This window comes from Paenibacillus sp. YIM B09110 (genome assembly GCF_037167145.1).
GTDB lineage: Bacteria > Bacillota > Bacilli > Paenibacillales > Paenibacillaceae > Pristimantibacillus.
Genome location: NZ_JBANSP010000009.1, coordinates 1 through 17,112, shown reverse-complemented (window position 1 = coordinate 17,112; position 17,112 = coordinate 1). Strand labels below are relative to the sequence as shown.

The 17,112-nt window shown below is 49.7% G+C and carries 9 protein-coding genes and 1 pseudogene; all 10 read left to right on the top strand.

The annotated features are described in order from the left end of the window. The first annotated feature begins 43 nt into the window (after window positions 1-43). On the top strand, window positions 44-2,695 hold the full coding sequence (locus V8F51_RS14985) for a PA14 domain-containing protein (protein WP_337101092.1): 2,652 nt from the start codon (window positions 44-46) through the stop codon (window positions 2,693-2,695). 272 nt (window positions 2,696-2,967) lie between these two features. Then, window positions 2,968-8,925, top strand: a complete 5,958-nt coding sequence (locus tag V8F51_RS14980; RefSeq protein ID WP_337101091.1) for an S-layer homology domain-containing protein — start codon at window positions 2,968-2,970, stop codon at window positions 8,923-8,925. 277 nt (window positions 8,926-9,202) lie between these two features. Continuing rightward, entirely contained in the window at window positions 9,203-11,242 is a 2,040-nt protein-coding gene (locus V8F51_RS14975) for a Na+/H+ antiporter (RefSeq protein WP_337101090.1), read from the top strand. Between the two features lie 105 nt (window positions 11,243-11,347). Beyond that, window positions 11,348-11,908: an RNA polymerase sigma factor gene (locus V8F51_RS14970; protein ID WP_337101089.1), complete on the top strand. Its 561-nt coding sequence runs from the start codon at window positions 11,348-11,350 to the stop codon at window positions 11,906-11,908. Beyond that, window positions 11,889-12,581 (top strand): hypothetical protein, encoded by a 693-nt coding sequence (locus V8F51_RS14965; protein WP_337101088.1) that lies wholly within the window; start codon window positions 11,889-11,891, stop codon window positions 12,579-12,581. The genes V8F51_RS14970 and V8F51_RS14965 overlap by 20 nt, the downstream gene beginning before the upstream one ends. 250 nt (window positions 12,582-12,831) lie before the next feature. After that, window positions 12,832-13,563: a hypothetical protein gene (locus V8F51_RS14960; RefSeq protein WP_337101087.1), complete on the top strand. Its 732-nt coding sequence runs from the start codon at window positions 12,832-12,834 to the stop codon at window positions 13,561-13,563. Window positions 13,564-13,613: 50 nt separating this feature from the next. Next, the gene (locus V8F51_RS14955) at window positions 13,614-14,297 is read left to right on the top strand and encodes a hypothetical protein (RefSeq protein WP_337101086.1); all 684 of its coding nucleotides are present in this window, start codon (window positions 13,614-13,616) and stop codon (window positions 14,295-14,297) included. A 397-nt stretch (window positions 14,298-14,694) separates the two neighbouring features. Beyond that, window positions 14,695-15,300 carry a sugar O-acetyltransferase gene (locus V8F51_RS14950; protein ID WP_337101085.1) on the top strand — a complete coding sequence of 202 codons (606 nt, stop codon included), beginning with the start codon at window positions 14,695-14,697 and terminating at the stop codon, window positions 15,298-15,300. Between the two features lie 619 nt (window positions 15,301-15,919). Continuing rightward, window positions 15,920-16,783, top strand: a complete 864-nt coding sequence (locus V8F51_RS14945; RefSeq protein WP_442956438.1) for a multicopper oxidase domain-containing protein — start codon at window positions 15,920-15,922, stop codon at window positions 16,781-16,783. Between the two features lie 17 nt (window positions 16,784-16,800). Continuing rightward, window positions 16,801-17,112: pseudogene (locus tag V8F51_RS14940) on the top strand (ZIP family metal transporter); the annotation flags it as partial.

Genomic DNA, 17,112 nt, shown 5'->3' with positions numbered 1-17,112 from the left:
TGTGCAGGCATCCATTAGCAAATCGAAACGGAGGCAAAAAATGATGATTCGTAAACGTTTATTGCAAGCGTCAGCGGCTTTGTTAGTGCTTCAAAGTTTTTTATTCGCATTTCCGCAGCAGCAGGTGTCGGCTTTAACTACGGATATTACGTCAACGTACGATTGGAAGCCGCTTAAAACGGGAGCCGGAGGCTTTGTTACGGGTATTGACGTGCATCCGAATGGCAACGTCGTATATGCGAGAACCGATGTCGGCGGCGCTTATCGGCTTAACGACGGCAAGACGGAATGGCAGCAAGTCGTGACGGCAGACAGCATGCCGGATGAGCAACCGGGTCAGATGGCCGGCGTCATCAGCATCGTCTCTGCGCCCGGCAACGAGAATCTAGTCTATATGGCTTATCATGACAGCGTTTACAAGAGCAGCAATAAAGGCGCTGGCTGGACTAAAACGAATGTATCCGGCATATCGGGCAACGCAAACGGCGATGGCCGCACGACCGGAGAGCGGCTTGCCGTCGATCCGGCCAACGCCAATGTCGTTTATTACGGCACGATGGGCAGCGGCTTGTATATGACTAGGAACGGAGGCTCGAATTGGTCCGTCGCATCCTCGGTCACGAGCAGCGGCGAATCGTCGCAGGGCGTCACAAGCGTCGTTTTTGATCCGAGCGGCGGCACGGTCTCGACGGACGGCGTAACAAGGACGAAGAACGCGTACGCGGCCGTCTATAACAAAGGCATCTTTCGTACGGACGATGGCGGTACGAGCTGGTACAAGGTTACGGGATCGGGTCTTGGCGATTCCGGCTACTTCGTCGATATGGAGGTTCGCGGCGGCGCGCTGTATGTCGTCACGGGCGGCGTGTGGAAATACGCCGGAGGCTCGTGGTCGAATATATCGCCGCAGGCCGAAGTATTCAATATCGCCGTATCGCCTTCCAATCCCAATCTCATTCTTGCCTTCACCGGCGGCGGAGCACCTTATCGTACGACGAACGGCGGCGCGCAATGGACAACGCTGACCAAGAGCAGAACGGCATCGGATGTGCCGTGGCTCGCTTGGACGGACGAGAATTGGATGTCTGTAGGCAACGTGGTGTTTGATCCGGTTGCAGCGAATAAGCTTTGGTTCGCGCAAGGCATCGGCGTATGGACGACGACAGACATTAACGACAGCGACATAACATGGACGTCGCTCAGCGCCGGCATCGAAGAGATGGTAGCTAACGATGTAATTTCGCCGCCAGGAGGAAAGCCGGTCACGGCGACATGGGATAGGCCGATCTTCTATCATGGCAATATCGATGCTTATCCGGCTGAACACGAGCCGTCCGCGCGATTTAATTCGGGCTGGGATCTGGATTACGCCTATCAGCAGCCGTCCTTTGTCGTCGCTTCGATTTCCGACCACCGTTTCTGCTGCGAAGGCGACGGGCAGGCGTTCGCCAGCGGTTATTCGCAGGATGGCGGCCAGACTTGGACGGCTTTTCCGTCGATTCCAAGCGATATGCGTTTTGGCGACATAGCCGTCGCTGCGAACGACACGAACAATATCGTTTACTTGCCGTCGAGCAACAAAGCTCCTTATTACACGACTAATAGAGGACAGAGCTGGAACACTATTATTTTGCCGGGGACAGAGGGTTATCAGGACGAGAACGGCAATTACAACGGAGGTTCGCACTTCGCCTATTATTTGAACAGGCATGTGCTTGCGGCCGACACCGTGAACAATAATACGTTCTATTTGTACCATAACAACTTAGGGCTTTATCGGAGCACCAATGGCGGGCAGAACTGGACGCTGGTCAATACGACTTTGCCGAAGGGCTGGGCGGTTGGCTGGTTTAACGCGCAGTTGAAGGCGGTTCCCGGCAAGGCGGGGCATCTGTTCCTGACGTTCGGACAGCTCGACGGAGAGAGCTACTCGTTGTACCGATCGACGGATGGCGGCTCTACGTGGCAGGAAGTAACGGACGTGAAGGATGCTAGCGCTATCGGATTCGGCAAAGCGGCATCAGCCGGGGGCTATCCCGCGATTTATCTAGCCGGGAAAGTGAATGGCCAATACGGCATTTGGCGGTCAACGGACAACGCGGCCAATTGGGAGAAAATCGCTGTCTACGCTCGGGGATTATACGATCAGGTAACGGCCATCGACGGAGACAAGGACGTTTTCGGAAGAGTGTACGTCGGTTATAAGGGCAACAGCTTCGTATACGGCGAACCAAGCGGCAGCGGAGGCGGTCCCGGCCAAGGCTCGGGTACGGGCACAGGTCTGCTTGCCCATTACTGGAACGGATTGAACTACGAGCAATGGGTCATGAACCGGACGGAGAACGTCGATTTCGATTGGGGTACCGGCGCTCCATCCCCTTCTATGAATGCCGACTACTTCCAGGTCAGATGGGCAGGGTACGTCGAATCCAAATATACGGAAACCTATACCTTCTATACGAATACCGATGATGGCGTCTTTCTGTATGTGAACGGCGTGCTGCTAGTCGATAAGTGGATCGATCAAGGTCCGACGGAATGGTCCGGCACGATTTCGCTGCAGGCTGGCCAGAAGTACAGCATATGGGTCGAATACTACGAGAAAACGGGAGGAGCAACGGCGAAGCTTTCGTGGTCAAGCGCATCGCAAGCGAAGGAAATTGTACCAGCCTCCAGATTGTATGAAACGAATTAAATACTAGCTGCGGGCAGAGGCGGTCTCTCGGTCATCACGGAGTGGCGGTCTCTGCTTATTGTCTCTAATGAAGTGTCGATGAAAATTGCCTGCCGTTAACATACATTGAAAATGTGTTATGCAGATGAAAAGTGTTGTATATCATCGGTAAACGCGACCGTAGTAAGCTATTACCAAAGTTCGGGAAGGAGTTGAGCGAGGCGAGAGAAAAGTTTGGCTGTCGTTTTGAGAGCGATTACACTTAGGTTCGAACAGAGAAAATGGAGGTCGCGATGAAAACAAAATTAAAGACATTTGGCGTATATGCGGGCATATTTGCCATGATATCCGCTCTTATTCCTGCTTACGGCGTCCGTGCGGAGGAAGAGCAAGCCCTTGAACCGAATACCGTCCTCGTGCAGGTCGACGATACGGACAAGCGGATAATTTATACCTCCGGGGCAACGGCATGGGGCAGCGAGATCGGCATGGGCACGGTGGCTTACGGGGCATACGGGGGATCGGCGCATTGGGGAGATTCCGGCAACGCCTCGTTTGCGTTCAATGGAACCTCAGTCAGCTGGATAGGCAGAACAAGCCCGCAAAGCTACTTGGGCAACGGTTCGGCGAGAGTATATATCGACGATGTGCTGCAAGAAACAGTCAGCATGCACAGCGACGAGGATAAAGTCCAAGCGGTTGTGTATAGCAAGATGGGCCTTGAACCGGGCAATCATACGTTGAAGATCGAGCCTATAGGCGATGCCAATATCAATATTGACGCGCTGCAATACAACTCTGCGGAGACAGAGATCACGGTTGACGATCAGATTGCGGTCGAATCAGCCAGCTCTCCCTATGCGGGAATCGTTTATGACGACAACTGGAAATTTACGGCGAGCGAACATACCGCTGCCGCTGTAGGCGGCAGCTTCCATGAGAGTACGAATGCGGGAGCGGTAGCGTCGTTCACGTTCGAAGGAACGTCGGTGAAGCTGTTGGGCGTAGAAGCGAACTGGCTGGGAGAAGCCGTCGTGTACGTAGACGACGAAACGGAGGGAACAACGATCAGCTCCGGCACCGATACAGGCTGGGCATACCGTTACCGTTCGGTGCTGTTCGAGAAGAACGGGCTTGAACCGGGTACGCACACGCTTCGGATCGTCGCTTCGAGCAGCACGAATCCGTTTGCGTTCGATGCGATTGTCTATACGCCCGGAGATGGTCAGCAGACTCCTCCATCAGAGGAAGAAGAGGAGGAAGGAAACGAATCGGCAGGGGCTATTTTGCAGGATGATTTCGAGGAAGATGCGGCTGGAGAGATCCCTCTGGATTGGACGGTCTCAGGCCAGCATTTGACGGGTCTCGTGCAATCGAGCCCGATTGACGGTGCGGCGAATCAATCGCTCAAGGTAGACCATAGCGACTATTCGCCGGTGCTGAATACGATCAGCCGTACCTTCGAGCCAACGACGGATAACTTGCATGTCCGCTTCTCGTATTTCGAGGACACGGCTGCGAGAGACGGCAGCGGGGGCATGACGTTGCGGTTAAGAGACGGTGCAGCGAACAAAACCGCCTTGTCGCTGGCGAATCATTACGGCTTTAAATACAATGTCGGCGATGAAGAGGAGGCTACCTTCGGGGCGGCAGTATCATTGAAATGGGATCCAGACAACTTGGCCGGCAAATGGCGCAAGATCGAAATTATAGCGAATATGGCGGCGAAGACATTCGGGGTGAAACTCGACGGCGAGGAGCTTGGCTCCGGCTTGCCGTTCCTGAACAATGTCAGCCGAATCGATACGATTGCCGTCGGCCGCATTAACTTCGCCGTAGGCGCCACCTTGTTCGACGATATTGTGGTCGAGCCTGCCGAAGGACTGCCAGGCGGAGAAGACGGCGGCGGCGACGTGCCGTTGCCGGCGAACCCGGCGTATGCGATCAATTACTTCTATACCTTTAACCCCGTCCCTTACTTATTAGGCGATAATGCCGTACCGGGCGGAGGCACGGTTGGCTGGTCCATTGACGTCTCGGGTACGGACAAGGGAGGCACGGCGCCGGAAACGCCGCTGGACTTCAAGTTCAAAGTAATGCCTGCCGGTGCGAATCCGGACGATTACGAATTTGTAGCGCTGGATACCGTTACGGAGCAAGGCGTCAAGCTGTCGCGAAGCACAAGACCGTGGGATATGTCGGCGGCTTTCAGCATTCAGACCGAAGCTCTGCCAGAGACGAGGGTCGTGGACATTTGGGCGTATGCGAGAGACAAAGCCGGCACATGGGAAAACAAAGCTCCGTATCCGCTTGCGCTTACGATCGTCGGTCGAAATGATTCAAGACTGACTCCGCAAGCGGACCCGCTCCTGAAGGAAATCGGCGCCGTCGATACGAATATGATAGCCCTCAACATCCAGGAAGGAACGGTCGTCATTACGGGACAGCAGGATTATGACTTCGGCATCGGCGATTACGTCGAGGTAATCGCAAGGGACAATCGCGAGATCAAGAAGGCGGACGGACAATTCGTAGGCAAGCTGGCCGTCGACAACAACGAGATCTATGCAACGATTGGCTCGCAGCCGGAGAAACGGTATATCGCGCAAGCAGGAGATAAGATCGTCTATGCGGGCTCGGACAGCTTCGAGCTTAACCGGCTCGTCGATGAGGTATTGACGAATGTAGGAACCATACGAATCGTAAATCCGAAGGCGTGGATTCCCGAACGGGTGGAAGGCAAAGCCGTTAATCGATTCGCGCTTGATCGACCGGATACGTTCCGCGTGACGTCTGGCGGCGAAGAGGTGGAAGTCGCACATGTGTATAGGAAGGAGAAAGTAAACAATAAGGCAGTTACGGACAACGGATATACGACCGATCATTGGGTGTTCTTGGAGCTTAGCGAGAATTTATCAGAAAACCAAACGTACGACATCGAGCTTGGCAACGGCTTGTATTTGTCCGGAAACCAGGCCAACGGCAACGTCATTTCGTTCACGCATTCTTCTCGATCGAATCGTAGCGAAGCGATTCATGCCAGCCACATCGGATTCAAGCCTAGCGACGGATTGAAGCGCGGTTTCCTGTCGATCTGGCTTGGCTCGGGAAATGAGCATGCTTACGACGAGAAGACGTTTAACGTTATCGACGCCGTGACCAAAGAATCGGTGTTCACCGGGAACATTAAGCTTATCCGCGCATTCAACGAAGTCGAGGAGATGAGTCCGAATTCCTTGCCGTACGAGAATACGTCGAAAACGAATGTGTATGAACTGGACTTCTCCAAGCTCAAGCGGGAAGGCTCGTATTTGCTGCACATCGACGGCATTGGCACAAGCTATCCATTCGAAATAAGGAATACGGTGTGGGAGGATGCGTTCCGCGTATCCGTTAACGGCCTTTATTACAACCGGAGCGGGATCGAAATCGATCTGAACGGCTATAAGCGCCCAAGATCGTATCATCCAGACGAAGGCGTTCAAGTGTACCAATCCACGGTAGGCTTGGTGGAGACCGGTAACGGACTTAATGCATCCGGCCATGCGAACGGCAACTTCGATCTGCTTATTTCCACCCGTACGGAACATTTGCTGCGCGACGATGCAATCTGGGGCGGCTATTATGACGCGGGAGATTGGGATAAGCGCATTCAGCATTTGTTCACGACAAGGCAGCAAATGGAACTAATGCTCATGAATCCGGGAGCTTATGACGGGCTTGATATGCAACTGCCCGATTCCGCGCTTGTCTACAAGCAGTATACAGAAGAAGATATGCAAAATGCAGGTCTGACGGATACCGACATTGCCGGCATTCCCGACTTGCTGGCGGAATCTTTATGGAATCTGGACTTCTACCGCAGACTGCAAGTGAACGAGAGCGACTGGAAGCCGGAGAATGCGGACTGGCTGGGCGGCATTCGCGGCGGCATCGAAGCGACCGACCACCCAGCGTGGGGAGAAGCAAGCTGGCAAGATTCGCTCATGCTGATGGTATACGGACCGGATGTGTGGTCGTCGTATGTTTATGCCGGCACAGCGGCGAGAGCTGCCTATTTGCTTGAAGGTCTAGGCAAGGATAAGCTGGCTGCTTTGTATAGAAACAGCGCTTTGCAGGCATACGCCTATACCGAGCGGAACTTGGATTCCCAAAGCGCAGAGTGGGACGACTACAATACGGCGAAGATTGTGAGCGAGAAAGCGTTTGCGGAAGTCGAGCTATACCGATTGACCAAGGATGCGCGTTATCATACTGCATTCAAGCAGACGATGAATAGGAGCGGCAAGAGCGAGAATGCCGGCAAGCTGTTCGATAAAGTTAACCGGGCAACTTGGCTCTATGACTATCAGACTGCCATCTTCGCTTATATAACGTTGCCGCAAGCGATGACGGACGCCCAGCTCGTCAAAGATTACAAAAAAATCATTATCGGGTACGACGCAGACCCGCGCAAATCATATGGATCTGCCGAACATGCGATGGCATACATGGATCGCAATACATGGGGAGCATCGATGTGGGACGAAGGCGTACCGTTGCTCGGCTTCCTCTCGCCGTTCTCGACGCCTCATGTCGATGCGGTCATCCGTGCCCACTATATTACAGGCGACAACAAATATCGCGATGCGATCGTGAAGTCAACGCAGTTCAGTCTTGGAGCGAATCAGGACAATATGACGATGACGACGGGGCTTGGCTACGAGCATCCGGAGAACACGCTCCATCTGGAGAGCAGACAGACGGGTCAAGCGAATCCGCCAGGCATTACGGTCTATGGCTCCTTCAAGCTGGATACTTTATTCGGCTGGCCTATCGGCAGCCCGAACTTCGCTTATCCGGAATTGTTTGATTACGATACTTTTGCGGAGTCGGGTAATAAAGGATTGTCCAACTGGCCGACAGCCGAATCGTTCCTGGATATATTCCTCTACCCGGCTATGCTGGAATGGACGGTTCAGCAGACGATGGGTCCGACCGCTTACACTTGGGGGTACTTGTCGGCAAGCGATAATATCGACAAGCCAAAGCCGCAGGCGGGTAACGGTGGAAGCGGTGGCGGTACGATTATTCGTAACAACGAACTGATCGTTCCCGATACCGATGTACAGACACAAGGAAACGGAGGCCGCGTGCAGCTTAACGATGCGGATCTGTCGCAAGTTGTTAACGAGGCATCTGAGGGAAATGAACATACGATTATCGTGAAAATCAATACAAGCAGCCGGTATAATCCGCTGACGATAGCCTTTAATCCGGCTAGCTTAAATAGCGCCATTGCAAGCGGAATATCCGCAATGCAGGTTGTAACGGGAATTGCGAGCGTACAGATTGCGCTGGACAGCTTGCTGGAGCAGGCGAACGGGCAATTGATCGAGCTCATTATTGAACATGTTGGCGCAGACGCCATAGGAAACGCGGGAAGCACGGCGGGCTTGGCTGGCGATTCCATCTATCGAATTTCGTTAACGGCAGGCGGGAAGCCAATTACGAGCTTGGCAGGGCAGCAACCGCTGCGGATTAACATCCCGTATAAGCTGCCAAGCGGAGTCAATGCAGATCATATTATCGGCTATTTCATTAACTCTTTGGGTGATCGGACGCCTATCAAACGATCGAGCTATGATCCAGTGTCCGAGATCCTTACTCTCTATACCGACAAACTTGGACTTATTGCGGTGGTGGAGGCAAGTATATGGTTCGACGATATGACAAAGTCGGTATGGGCGCGAGAAGCGGTTGAATACCTTGCCGTTCGCGGCATCGTGCACGGCGTGGGCGGCGACCGTTTCGCACCGTCGGATACCGTAACGAGAGAGCAGTTTATTACGATGCTCGTTCAGGCGTTCGATCTTGCAGCTGCAGCAGGTCCAAGTCCATTCTCGGATGTAGACGATTCGAAATGGTATGCCGATTCGGTTGCGACAGCTGCGAGCTTGGGAATCGTAAGCGGCTATGCGGACGGAAGTTTCGGTGTCGGCAAGGATATAACGAGGCAAGAGATGGCCGCAATGATCTACCGGGCGATCGAAGTGCTCGCCATTTCGCTGCCGGATCGCACGCAGAATATTTCATTCACCGATCAATCGCAATTCGCTGCATTTGCCGAGGAAGCGATAGCGGCTTTGGGCAAAGCCGGACTCGTTAGCGGCGTAGGCAATGGCAGCTTCGCTCCGTTGGCGAATGCAACGAGAGCGCAAGCCGCGCAGCTGCTCTATAACCTATTGATTACTCAAATAGGCGGCAAGTAACTCATGAAGAAGGTTGACCTTTTACGGTCGGCCTTCTTTTTTTACCTACTTTAGGAAAAAGAACGGCTGGTGTGCATACTAAACTGGGCTGCTGCGAAGAACATGGAGGAAAGCTGCTAGGTTTGTTTGTTTATATTCCGTTTAAATATAGAAGACATGAATAGTTCGGCACCGCCAGCCAAATGAACAATACCCGTATAACAAAGTCTAAAGCCAGTATAATAAGGGTTATCGCCGAAAGAATGACATTATCTGGATATGGAAGAGGGAACTCCTAATGGAATTATTGATGACCATCATAATGCTGCTTGTATGTTTAATCATTTCGAACATTATAAGCCACTATGTGCCTTTAATACCTACCGCTTTAACACAGATTGCTATTGGGGTCGGCATTGCTCTCCTTTTTAAGGAACTCCATCTAGAGATCGAAACCGAGTGGTTCTTGCTGCTTTTTGTTGCTCCGCTGTTGTACAACGACGGCAGATACTTCCCAAGAGATGAACTGTGGAAAATGCGTGCTCCGATTTTCGGTAATGCGATCATTCTCGTTCTGCTTACAACGATCGGCGGCGGCTACTTTATACATTGGATCATCCCTGACATTCCGATTGCAGCGGCCTTCGCTTTAGCCGCCATTCTGTCACCGACAGACCCGGTCGCGGTTAACGGCATCGCTAAGCGTATTCATCTTCCGGAAAACGTATTGAATCTCGTAAGAGGAGAATCGCTGATCAACGATGCCTCCGGGCTTGTAGCTTTTAATTATGCGGTAGCCGCGGTTGTCACGGGGTATTTTTCACTGAAAGAAGCCCTATTTGACTTTACGTATATGTTTATCGCGGGTGCTTTCCTCGGGCTCGTACTCAGCCTGCTAATGACTTGGATCCGGTATAGCTTGCGCAAAAAAGGGATCAGTGACGTTACGCTGCATTCGCTGCTTCAATTATTGACGCCATTCCTTATCTACATCATTGCCGAAGAGTGGTTCCATGCTTCCGGGGTCATTGCAGTCGTTGTAGGTGGAATTGTTTACTCATTGCTTAGAGAGAAAGCGGAGCCTTTGCAAGCGGAGGAACAGGTGTTAACGGAAAATATATGGACCACGTTATCCTTTATCCTGAACGGAACGGTATTCCTATTGCTCGGCTTGATCATTCCTCCGTCTATACGGTCAACAGTCGAGAATCCCAACATACATAATACTCTTGCAGTCGGTTATGTCTTGGCGATCGGGATAGCGATATTGACAATACGATTCATCTGGTCTTACTTGTTCTCCCATTATGAGTATCGTTTTAAAAGAGATAAAGAAATGGCTAAGCCTACGATTAAAATGACGCTATTGGTCACCTTGACTGGCGTTCGTGGAGCTGTGACCATGGCCGGGGTGTTATCCATTCCGTTGCTGATCGAGAGAGGCGATGCGTTCCCGGAGCGTTCACTCATACTCTTCTTGGCTGCAGGCGTTATATTATTCACTTTAATTGCGGCTACTGTGTTTTTGCCTCTACTTAGCAAGGGAGAATCGCCTGAAGGGGAGTCGCCTAATCATTTGGACATAAATATAGCTAAAAGTAAGCTGCTGCTTGTAGCAATGAAAAAGGTTCGTACGGAAATGAACGAAGAAAATGAAGCTGCTGCATTTCTATTGATGGACGAGCTTAGAGAGTCGTTCAAACAAACAAAAGTTGAATTGAGCTCGAAGGAGAAAGAAAACAATGAGTTTGTACAAAAAATAGTAAAAGTTCGATTAATGGCATTAAAAGCTGAGAAAAAATACATGGAGGAGGCCATGGAATTAGGAGAGATGGATGAAGAGTTATTCCAATTTTTCGTGAAGGCCTTCGAACTGCGCGAAGAGTCTCTGTCTCGAAATGATAGATCTCGATTCGGGATACTCGTACGCAATGAATTACGGGACTGGAAACGTTCGAGCGCCAGACGCCGCAAAGCCGGCAAGGGCAAGGAGCGAATAGCCCAACGTCAAGCGGGGAAAGAAATCCTTCTTAAAGCTTCATATGCAGCTTTGGCGCAACTGGAAGAAAAAGCGAGGGAGCATGAGGTTGGCGACGTCGTATATAATACCGTCATTTTCGACTATAAACGTGTAATCGATAAGCTTAAAGGTCCTGAACCATTTAATGCTGCCGTAGAAGCACAGAAAGAGGAGCTGCGGATCATTGTGATGGATGTGGAACGATCGGAGATTCGCCGCATGTACGAGAACGGAGAGATCAGTAAGGAGCAAGTCAAAGACTTAAGAAGAATGATTAATTACATCGAGAGCGCAACCCTTTATGAGCATGCGGAATAAAGCAAATTCAAACTAATTCAAATTAAACTTTTAACGTACCGTGACTATATGTGCAGCGGATTTCGCACTTGGGCCGTCTAATAAGGTGAAGGTGGTGATCACGTAATGCCGACCGGCAGTCGACATAAGGATGATTTTGCGAAAGACCCCGCGCAAGCATTGGAGCAACTCATGAACCAATTCGGCACGATTGTCATACGGACCGCGTTTTTTTATACGGGGGATGCTCATCTTGCCGAGGATATTAGCCAGGAGGTTTTCCTGCGCGCGTACCGAAAGTGGAACGCCTTCCGCGGCGACAGCGCCGTCAAGACGTGGCTGACAACGATCACAGTCAACGTATGCCGCGACAAAATGAGCGTTCGTATGTTCACGGAGCAGCCGACCGAGCCAGGTAAGCTCACGCTCGGCCGAACGATCAGCGTGGAAGATGAGGCGCTTGAACGGCTGAAGAAGAGCGAAGTGCTGCAGCATGTGCTTCAACTACCGTTACCGTATCAGGAAGCGTTGTACTTGTATTACTATGCGGACCTCAACACGCGGGAGATATCAGAAGCCATTAGCACGCCGGAAGGAACAGTCCGCAACAGACTGCATCGGGCGCGAGAAATGCTCGCCCGAGAGATCGGTAAGGAGGGAAACATTCATGACGGAAAGGGATTATGAACTGCGTCAAAAGTTAAGAGAGGAGTCTGATGAAATGTTATTTTCGAGTATGGAGATGAGTGAGCAACTGAAGCGGAAGATTCGTCAAGAAGCGGCCGCTGAGAAGGCAGGGCGTAAATGGAAACTTGCGAAATCATGGAAGGTAGCGGCGGTGGGATTGGCAGCAGCGGTCTCAATCGTTGTGGCCATCCCGATGTTAGGTACACCGAGCGCTCCGGCGCCTGTGGATAGTAACACGGAGAATGTGTCTCCTCCACAGACGAATGGAGGCATCGCCGGTTCAGAGTTGAGCCAATTAACGACAACGAAGCTTGGTTCGATCGAAGAAGCAAAGGCATCTTTCGGAGAAGGCCTGCTGCTGCCGTCCTTTGTACCGAACGGGTATACGTTAACGGAGATGGCAGCGGTAGGATTGCCGGATCAACCAGCTAGAGATATCATCTTTACGTATACATCGGGCGAACATACGGTGACGTTCTCGGCTAGCCGCATGGCATCCGCCTATCCGGTCGAGCTATTTACGAAGACGAAAGTGGGCGAAGTGGACGGATTCGTATTCGAACAGCCGAGCATGACTGAATTGTTCTGGACGATGGAAGATGTCCATTTTGGCATAACCGGGCCAATCGCCGGAGATGAAGCGATGAAGATAGCGTTGTCAGCAACGCTTTAATTGAGAAAAGCTTTTACCTCGAAGAAGCAGATGCCGTCAATGCTTTCCAGTCACTGGTCCGAAGTAGCATCTGCTTCGCTTGTTCTGATAATCGAGAATACGTAATGGTTTCATTATAATGTGCCCTCAAAAACCGAGCCGCTTCTTCCGCGACTAGGAATTGGGGGCTCTTCGTCTATAAATCTAGTTATCTGTCTATCACATCTTAGTTGCAATAACATATGATAAGGCATCTTTATCGGGAGGTGTAGTGATTGTTCTCGAGACTATTAGTCGCGATGAAAGATTACAAATTATGAATTTCAAGTCTTGCCGTGACGATTTGCAAATAAAAGTAGTAGCCCCATCACGAGGGAGACGCGGATTTGCAGGAGCAATGGGACCACAAGGGCCACCGGGAGTTCCGGGACCCGGACTTCTTACTTACTATGATTTTGTTCAAATCCCCAATCCGATGACAGCGGGTGGCCCTGCCATTGTCGTGCTTTCACCGCCAATCGCGCCAGCGACAACAGGGCCTGAGGTACAAGTTAGCAATCAATTTGTGGAGCTTCGTGGTATAGAACCAAACAGCAGAATTGCTTTGACGGCAACCGTTGTATGGAGTTTTTCCTTCATTACAATCCAAGCACCGGAAGTGGCCATTGGAACACAAAGGATACAGTTTAGTTTATTTCGCGATGCGCCATTGACGGGACAGCGCATATGCCAAGTCTTAAATGCAGGCAGCGTCACTCAAATCAACGATGAAGGCGATGCGACAACGCTCGTCACGGGGACATTCACAGCCTCATTCACATGCACAGATTCGGGGTTGACGGGCAGCACGGTAAACTATTATCTAACAGCAGCTGCTGGTCCGTCTAGTGGGTTTAGTTTTGATCTGGAAGACGGTGGTCCAACGGCAATCAACGAATTTATGAATATCAATGTCAGTGAAATTCATTTTAGCGGAAAGGTTATCGGACCTAACGCTGTCTAATCAATTCGGAGGTGTAAATCGTGCATTGTGCTCCGTGCCATAAGAAAAGGGTGCTAACCAAAAAATGCTGCACACGTAAAGTCAAAGTCATTGTCCGCCGAGGACCAAGAGGACGTACTGGCCCTGTTGGACCGGTAGGTCCTCAAGGTGTTCCCGGTCCGGCAGGGAGCGGGCTGCTGACCTCTTACGACTTTGTCGAACTTCCAAATCCAATGGTAGCAGGCGGACCGGTCATCACGTCGGTCGTCCTACCGGTAGCGCCTGCTACGATTGGGCCTGAAGTACAAGTGTCTAGTGAATTCGTAACAGTGAGCGGGGTTAATGGAAGCAGCCGGATCGCGCTTAATGCGACCATCGGATGGAGTTATATGTTTGAAAGCGGACCTGCTCCCCAATTAGCGGTTGCAAGCCAAATGATGCGCTTTAGCATTTATCGTGATGCGGCAATCACAGGTACGTTAGTCGGTTCAATTGTAGATGGCGGTACCGTAACGGAAATTAATTTGGTGGGCACGGGTACAACCCAGATACAAGGTTTTTTTACATCAACATTTAACGTCGCCGATACGGGAGCGGCAGGGCCAACAGCGAACTACTTCTTGACTGCGGCAGCTGAATCAGCGTCAGGCTTTGGCGTCGGCTTTGATGCCCCGCCTGAACCGATTACGAATTTTACTAATCCGGTCATCACCGAGTTCCATTTTAGCGGAGAAGTTATTGCCCCAAACCTGTAACTTATTCAACACATGTGCTAGATAGCAGACACTTGCCCAACCTTTAGACCCCCAATGAAGTTATATAGGAAACAAACAAGACTACATTCCTACAGAAGGAAGTAGTCTTATTTTGCATAGAGGATCAGTTCGACTTTAAGAGAAGAGGAGCCATGTAGGGTTCCGGAAATTCAGCATAGGATCGTTCGAAAATCCCGGACCATGTCCGCCAACTTGGTATTATCAGCCGTTCTAAGGATGATCGGATGGGAAAGGGAAGATAATTATTATGGATTAAAGGTGTAAATGTTGGGAAACTAAAATGATGTGGATGTGGAATAGTATTAAATTCTTCATTGTGCTTGAATGAGATGAGTATAACGAGTAAGATGAATTTTGAATTTATAGGAGGGCTAAAATGACGACGATATACGAAAAAATGCATACTGGTGAATTATATAACTGCACCGATGAAGAATTAATGGTTGAGCAGGGCAAATGCCTTGAGAGACTATATGATTTTAATGCAACTCGCCCGTCAGAGGGGGAAAAACGTAAAGAACTATTAAAGGAAATGTTTGCTGAAATCGGTGATAACTGCTACATTGAGCCTCCATTCCATGCAAATTGGGGCGGCAAGCATATACATTTCGGTAGTGGTATTTATGCTAACTTTAATCTGACGATGGTTGATGACACCCATATTTATGTTGGAGATTACACTATGTTTGGCCCCAATGTAACAGTAGCGACAGCTGGCCATCCCATTAGGCCCGATCTTCGCGAAAATGTAACACAATTCAATCTACCCATTCATATAGGCAGGAATGTTTGGATTGGTGCAGGTGTTATTATTGTTCCAGGCGTTACTATTGGTGATAATACGGTTATTGGCGCAGGGAGCATCGTAACTAAAGATATTCCTGCGAATGTAGTTGCTGTTGGAAATCCCTGCCGTGTACTGCGAGAAATTAATGATCATGACAAGGAATACTATTACAAGGACAGAAAAATTAATTTTTAGTAAGTAAGCAAACAATCAAAAATATTGTATACATACATGTGGAATTAACAACGAAAAGCAGCCTGACATTGAAGTCATGCTGCTTTTCGTTTTGCAAACAGGTGGCTCAGTCGAAGTTGACGTTTCGTTCTATTAAACTTTGTCTCGTAGAACAATATTAGGAACGAAACGAATATAGATAAGTTTAACTATAACCTTCCTTTTCCATTTTATGCTTGCAATCCGACCAAGACTAGTCACTATATAAAAAGCCCGATACTGCATGGACAGGATGTATGAAATAACTCTTTACAAAGAGCCTAGGTTATCATATATTCTAATCAAAGAAAATGTTTCCTCGAGTAAACATTTTGTCCTTTGGCGAAAATATATTTTTTTATTAATTATTTTGCATTAAGGCAAAATAATTTCCTGATATTAACATGGAGGTGGATTGCATATGGCGCTTGATCCGAATCGACAAATTTCAAGGAGGAGTATTTTAAAAGTCGGAGCAGCTGGTTTAGTAGGTGTGTTGGGGAGCAGTTTTTTAAATACAAGTGCATTATTCGGGAAATCCGCTAGCGCAATGGGGAAGGACGAATTGCATCATACGCTCAAAGACCAGATGAAACAGGGGATGGCGCATGGTTACGATCCGGGTATAGACTCAACTCCAGGACTTGAAGCGGCAGTTAAGGCGTTAACTTCTTTTGATTATGGCGTTGTAAGTAAAACTCCTGAAGGAAGGACCATTAGAGAATACGACATCCAAGCTTGGGATGCCGAGGTTGAAATAGCGAAGGGGATTAAGTTTCCAGGATGGACATTCAACGGAACGATTCCGGGTCCAACATTGCGTTGTACGGAAGGAGATATCGTGAGAATAAAGTTCGGCAACGGATCTGCGCACCCCCATTCCATCCATGTACATGGTATTCATCCAACCAATATGGATGGACTTGAGCCTATTCCGACAGGAAAAGAATTCGTTTATGAATTCGAAGCCAAACCGGCCGGGTTACAACCTTATCACTGCCATGTACCTCCGCTGGCCAGACATATTCATAAAGGACTGTTTGGCCACTTTATCATTGATCCTAAGAAACCAAGAAAACCTGCTAAAGAGTTAAGTATGGTGATGAATGGTTTTGATCTGGATTTAGATGGGGAAAACGAGGTATATACCGTAAATGGCTACGCATTTGCTTACCAGTCGAGACCGATAAAAGTGAAAACAGGAGAGCTGGTGCGCATCTATTTAAGTAACTTAACGGAATTTGACCCGATTAACTCGTTTCATTTGCACGCGAATTTTTTTCATTATTATGCAACTGGGGCTGACCCAGACGCGAGGCCGCAATTCACGGATACAATCATGCAATGTCAAGGGGAAAGAGGCATCATTGAAATCACATTTCCAGCTCCGGGAAAATACATGTTCCATGCACATCAGAGTGAGTTCACGGAACTCGGATGGATGGGATTTTTTGAAGTCGGATAATAATGGAGGGGTATGTTGTGCTGACTGGACAACTTAATAAGAAGACAAATAGATCGGTTCTTTGGATATTAGGTCTACTGCCGCTACTCCTGTTAGCAGGCATGATTACAGTCATTTCTACTTGGGGTACAGGAGTAAAAGAACAGCAAGCGGCACCTATTGAGGTTCTGAATATAGAGCGAATCATCTTAACCGATGAAGGATTCGAGGTTCTCGTACTTAATTCTGGACCCAATGAGCTTACGATTGCCCAAGTTGTGGTCGATGGATCCTTTTGGAATGCGTCATACACACCTAGTTCTACTTTGGAACGATTCGGTAGTTCAACG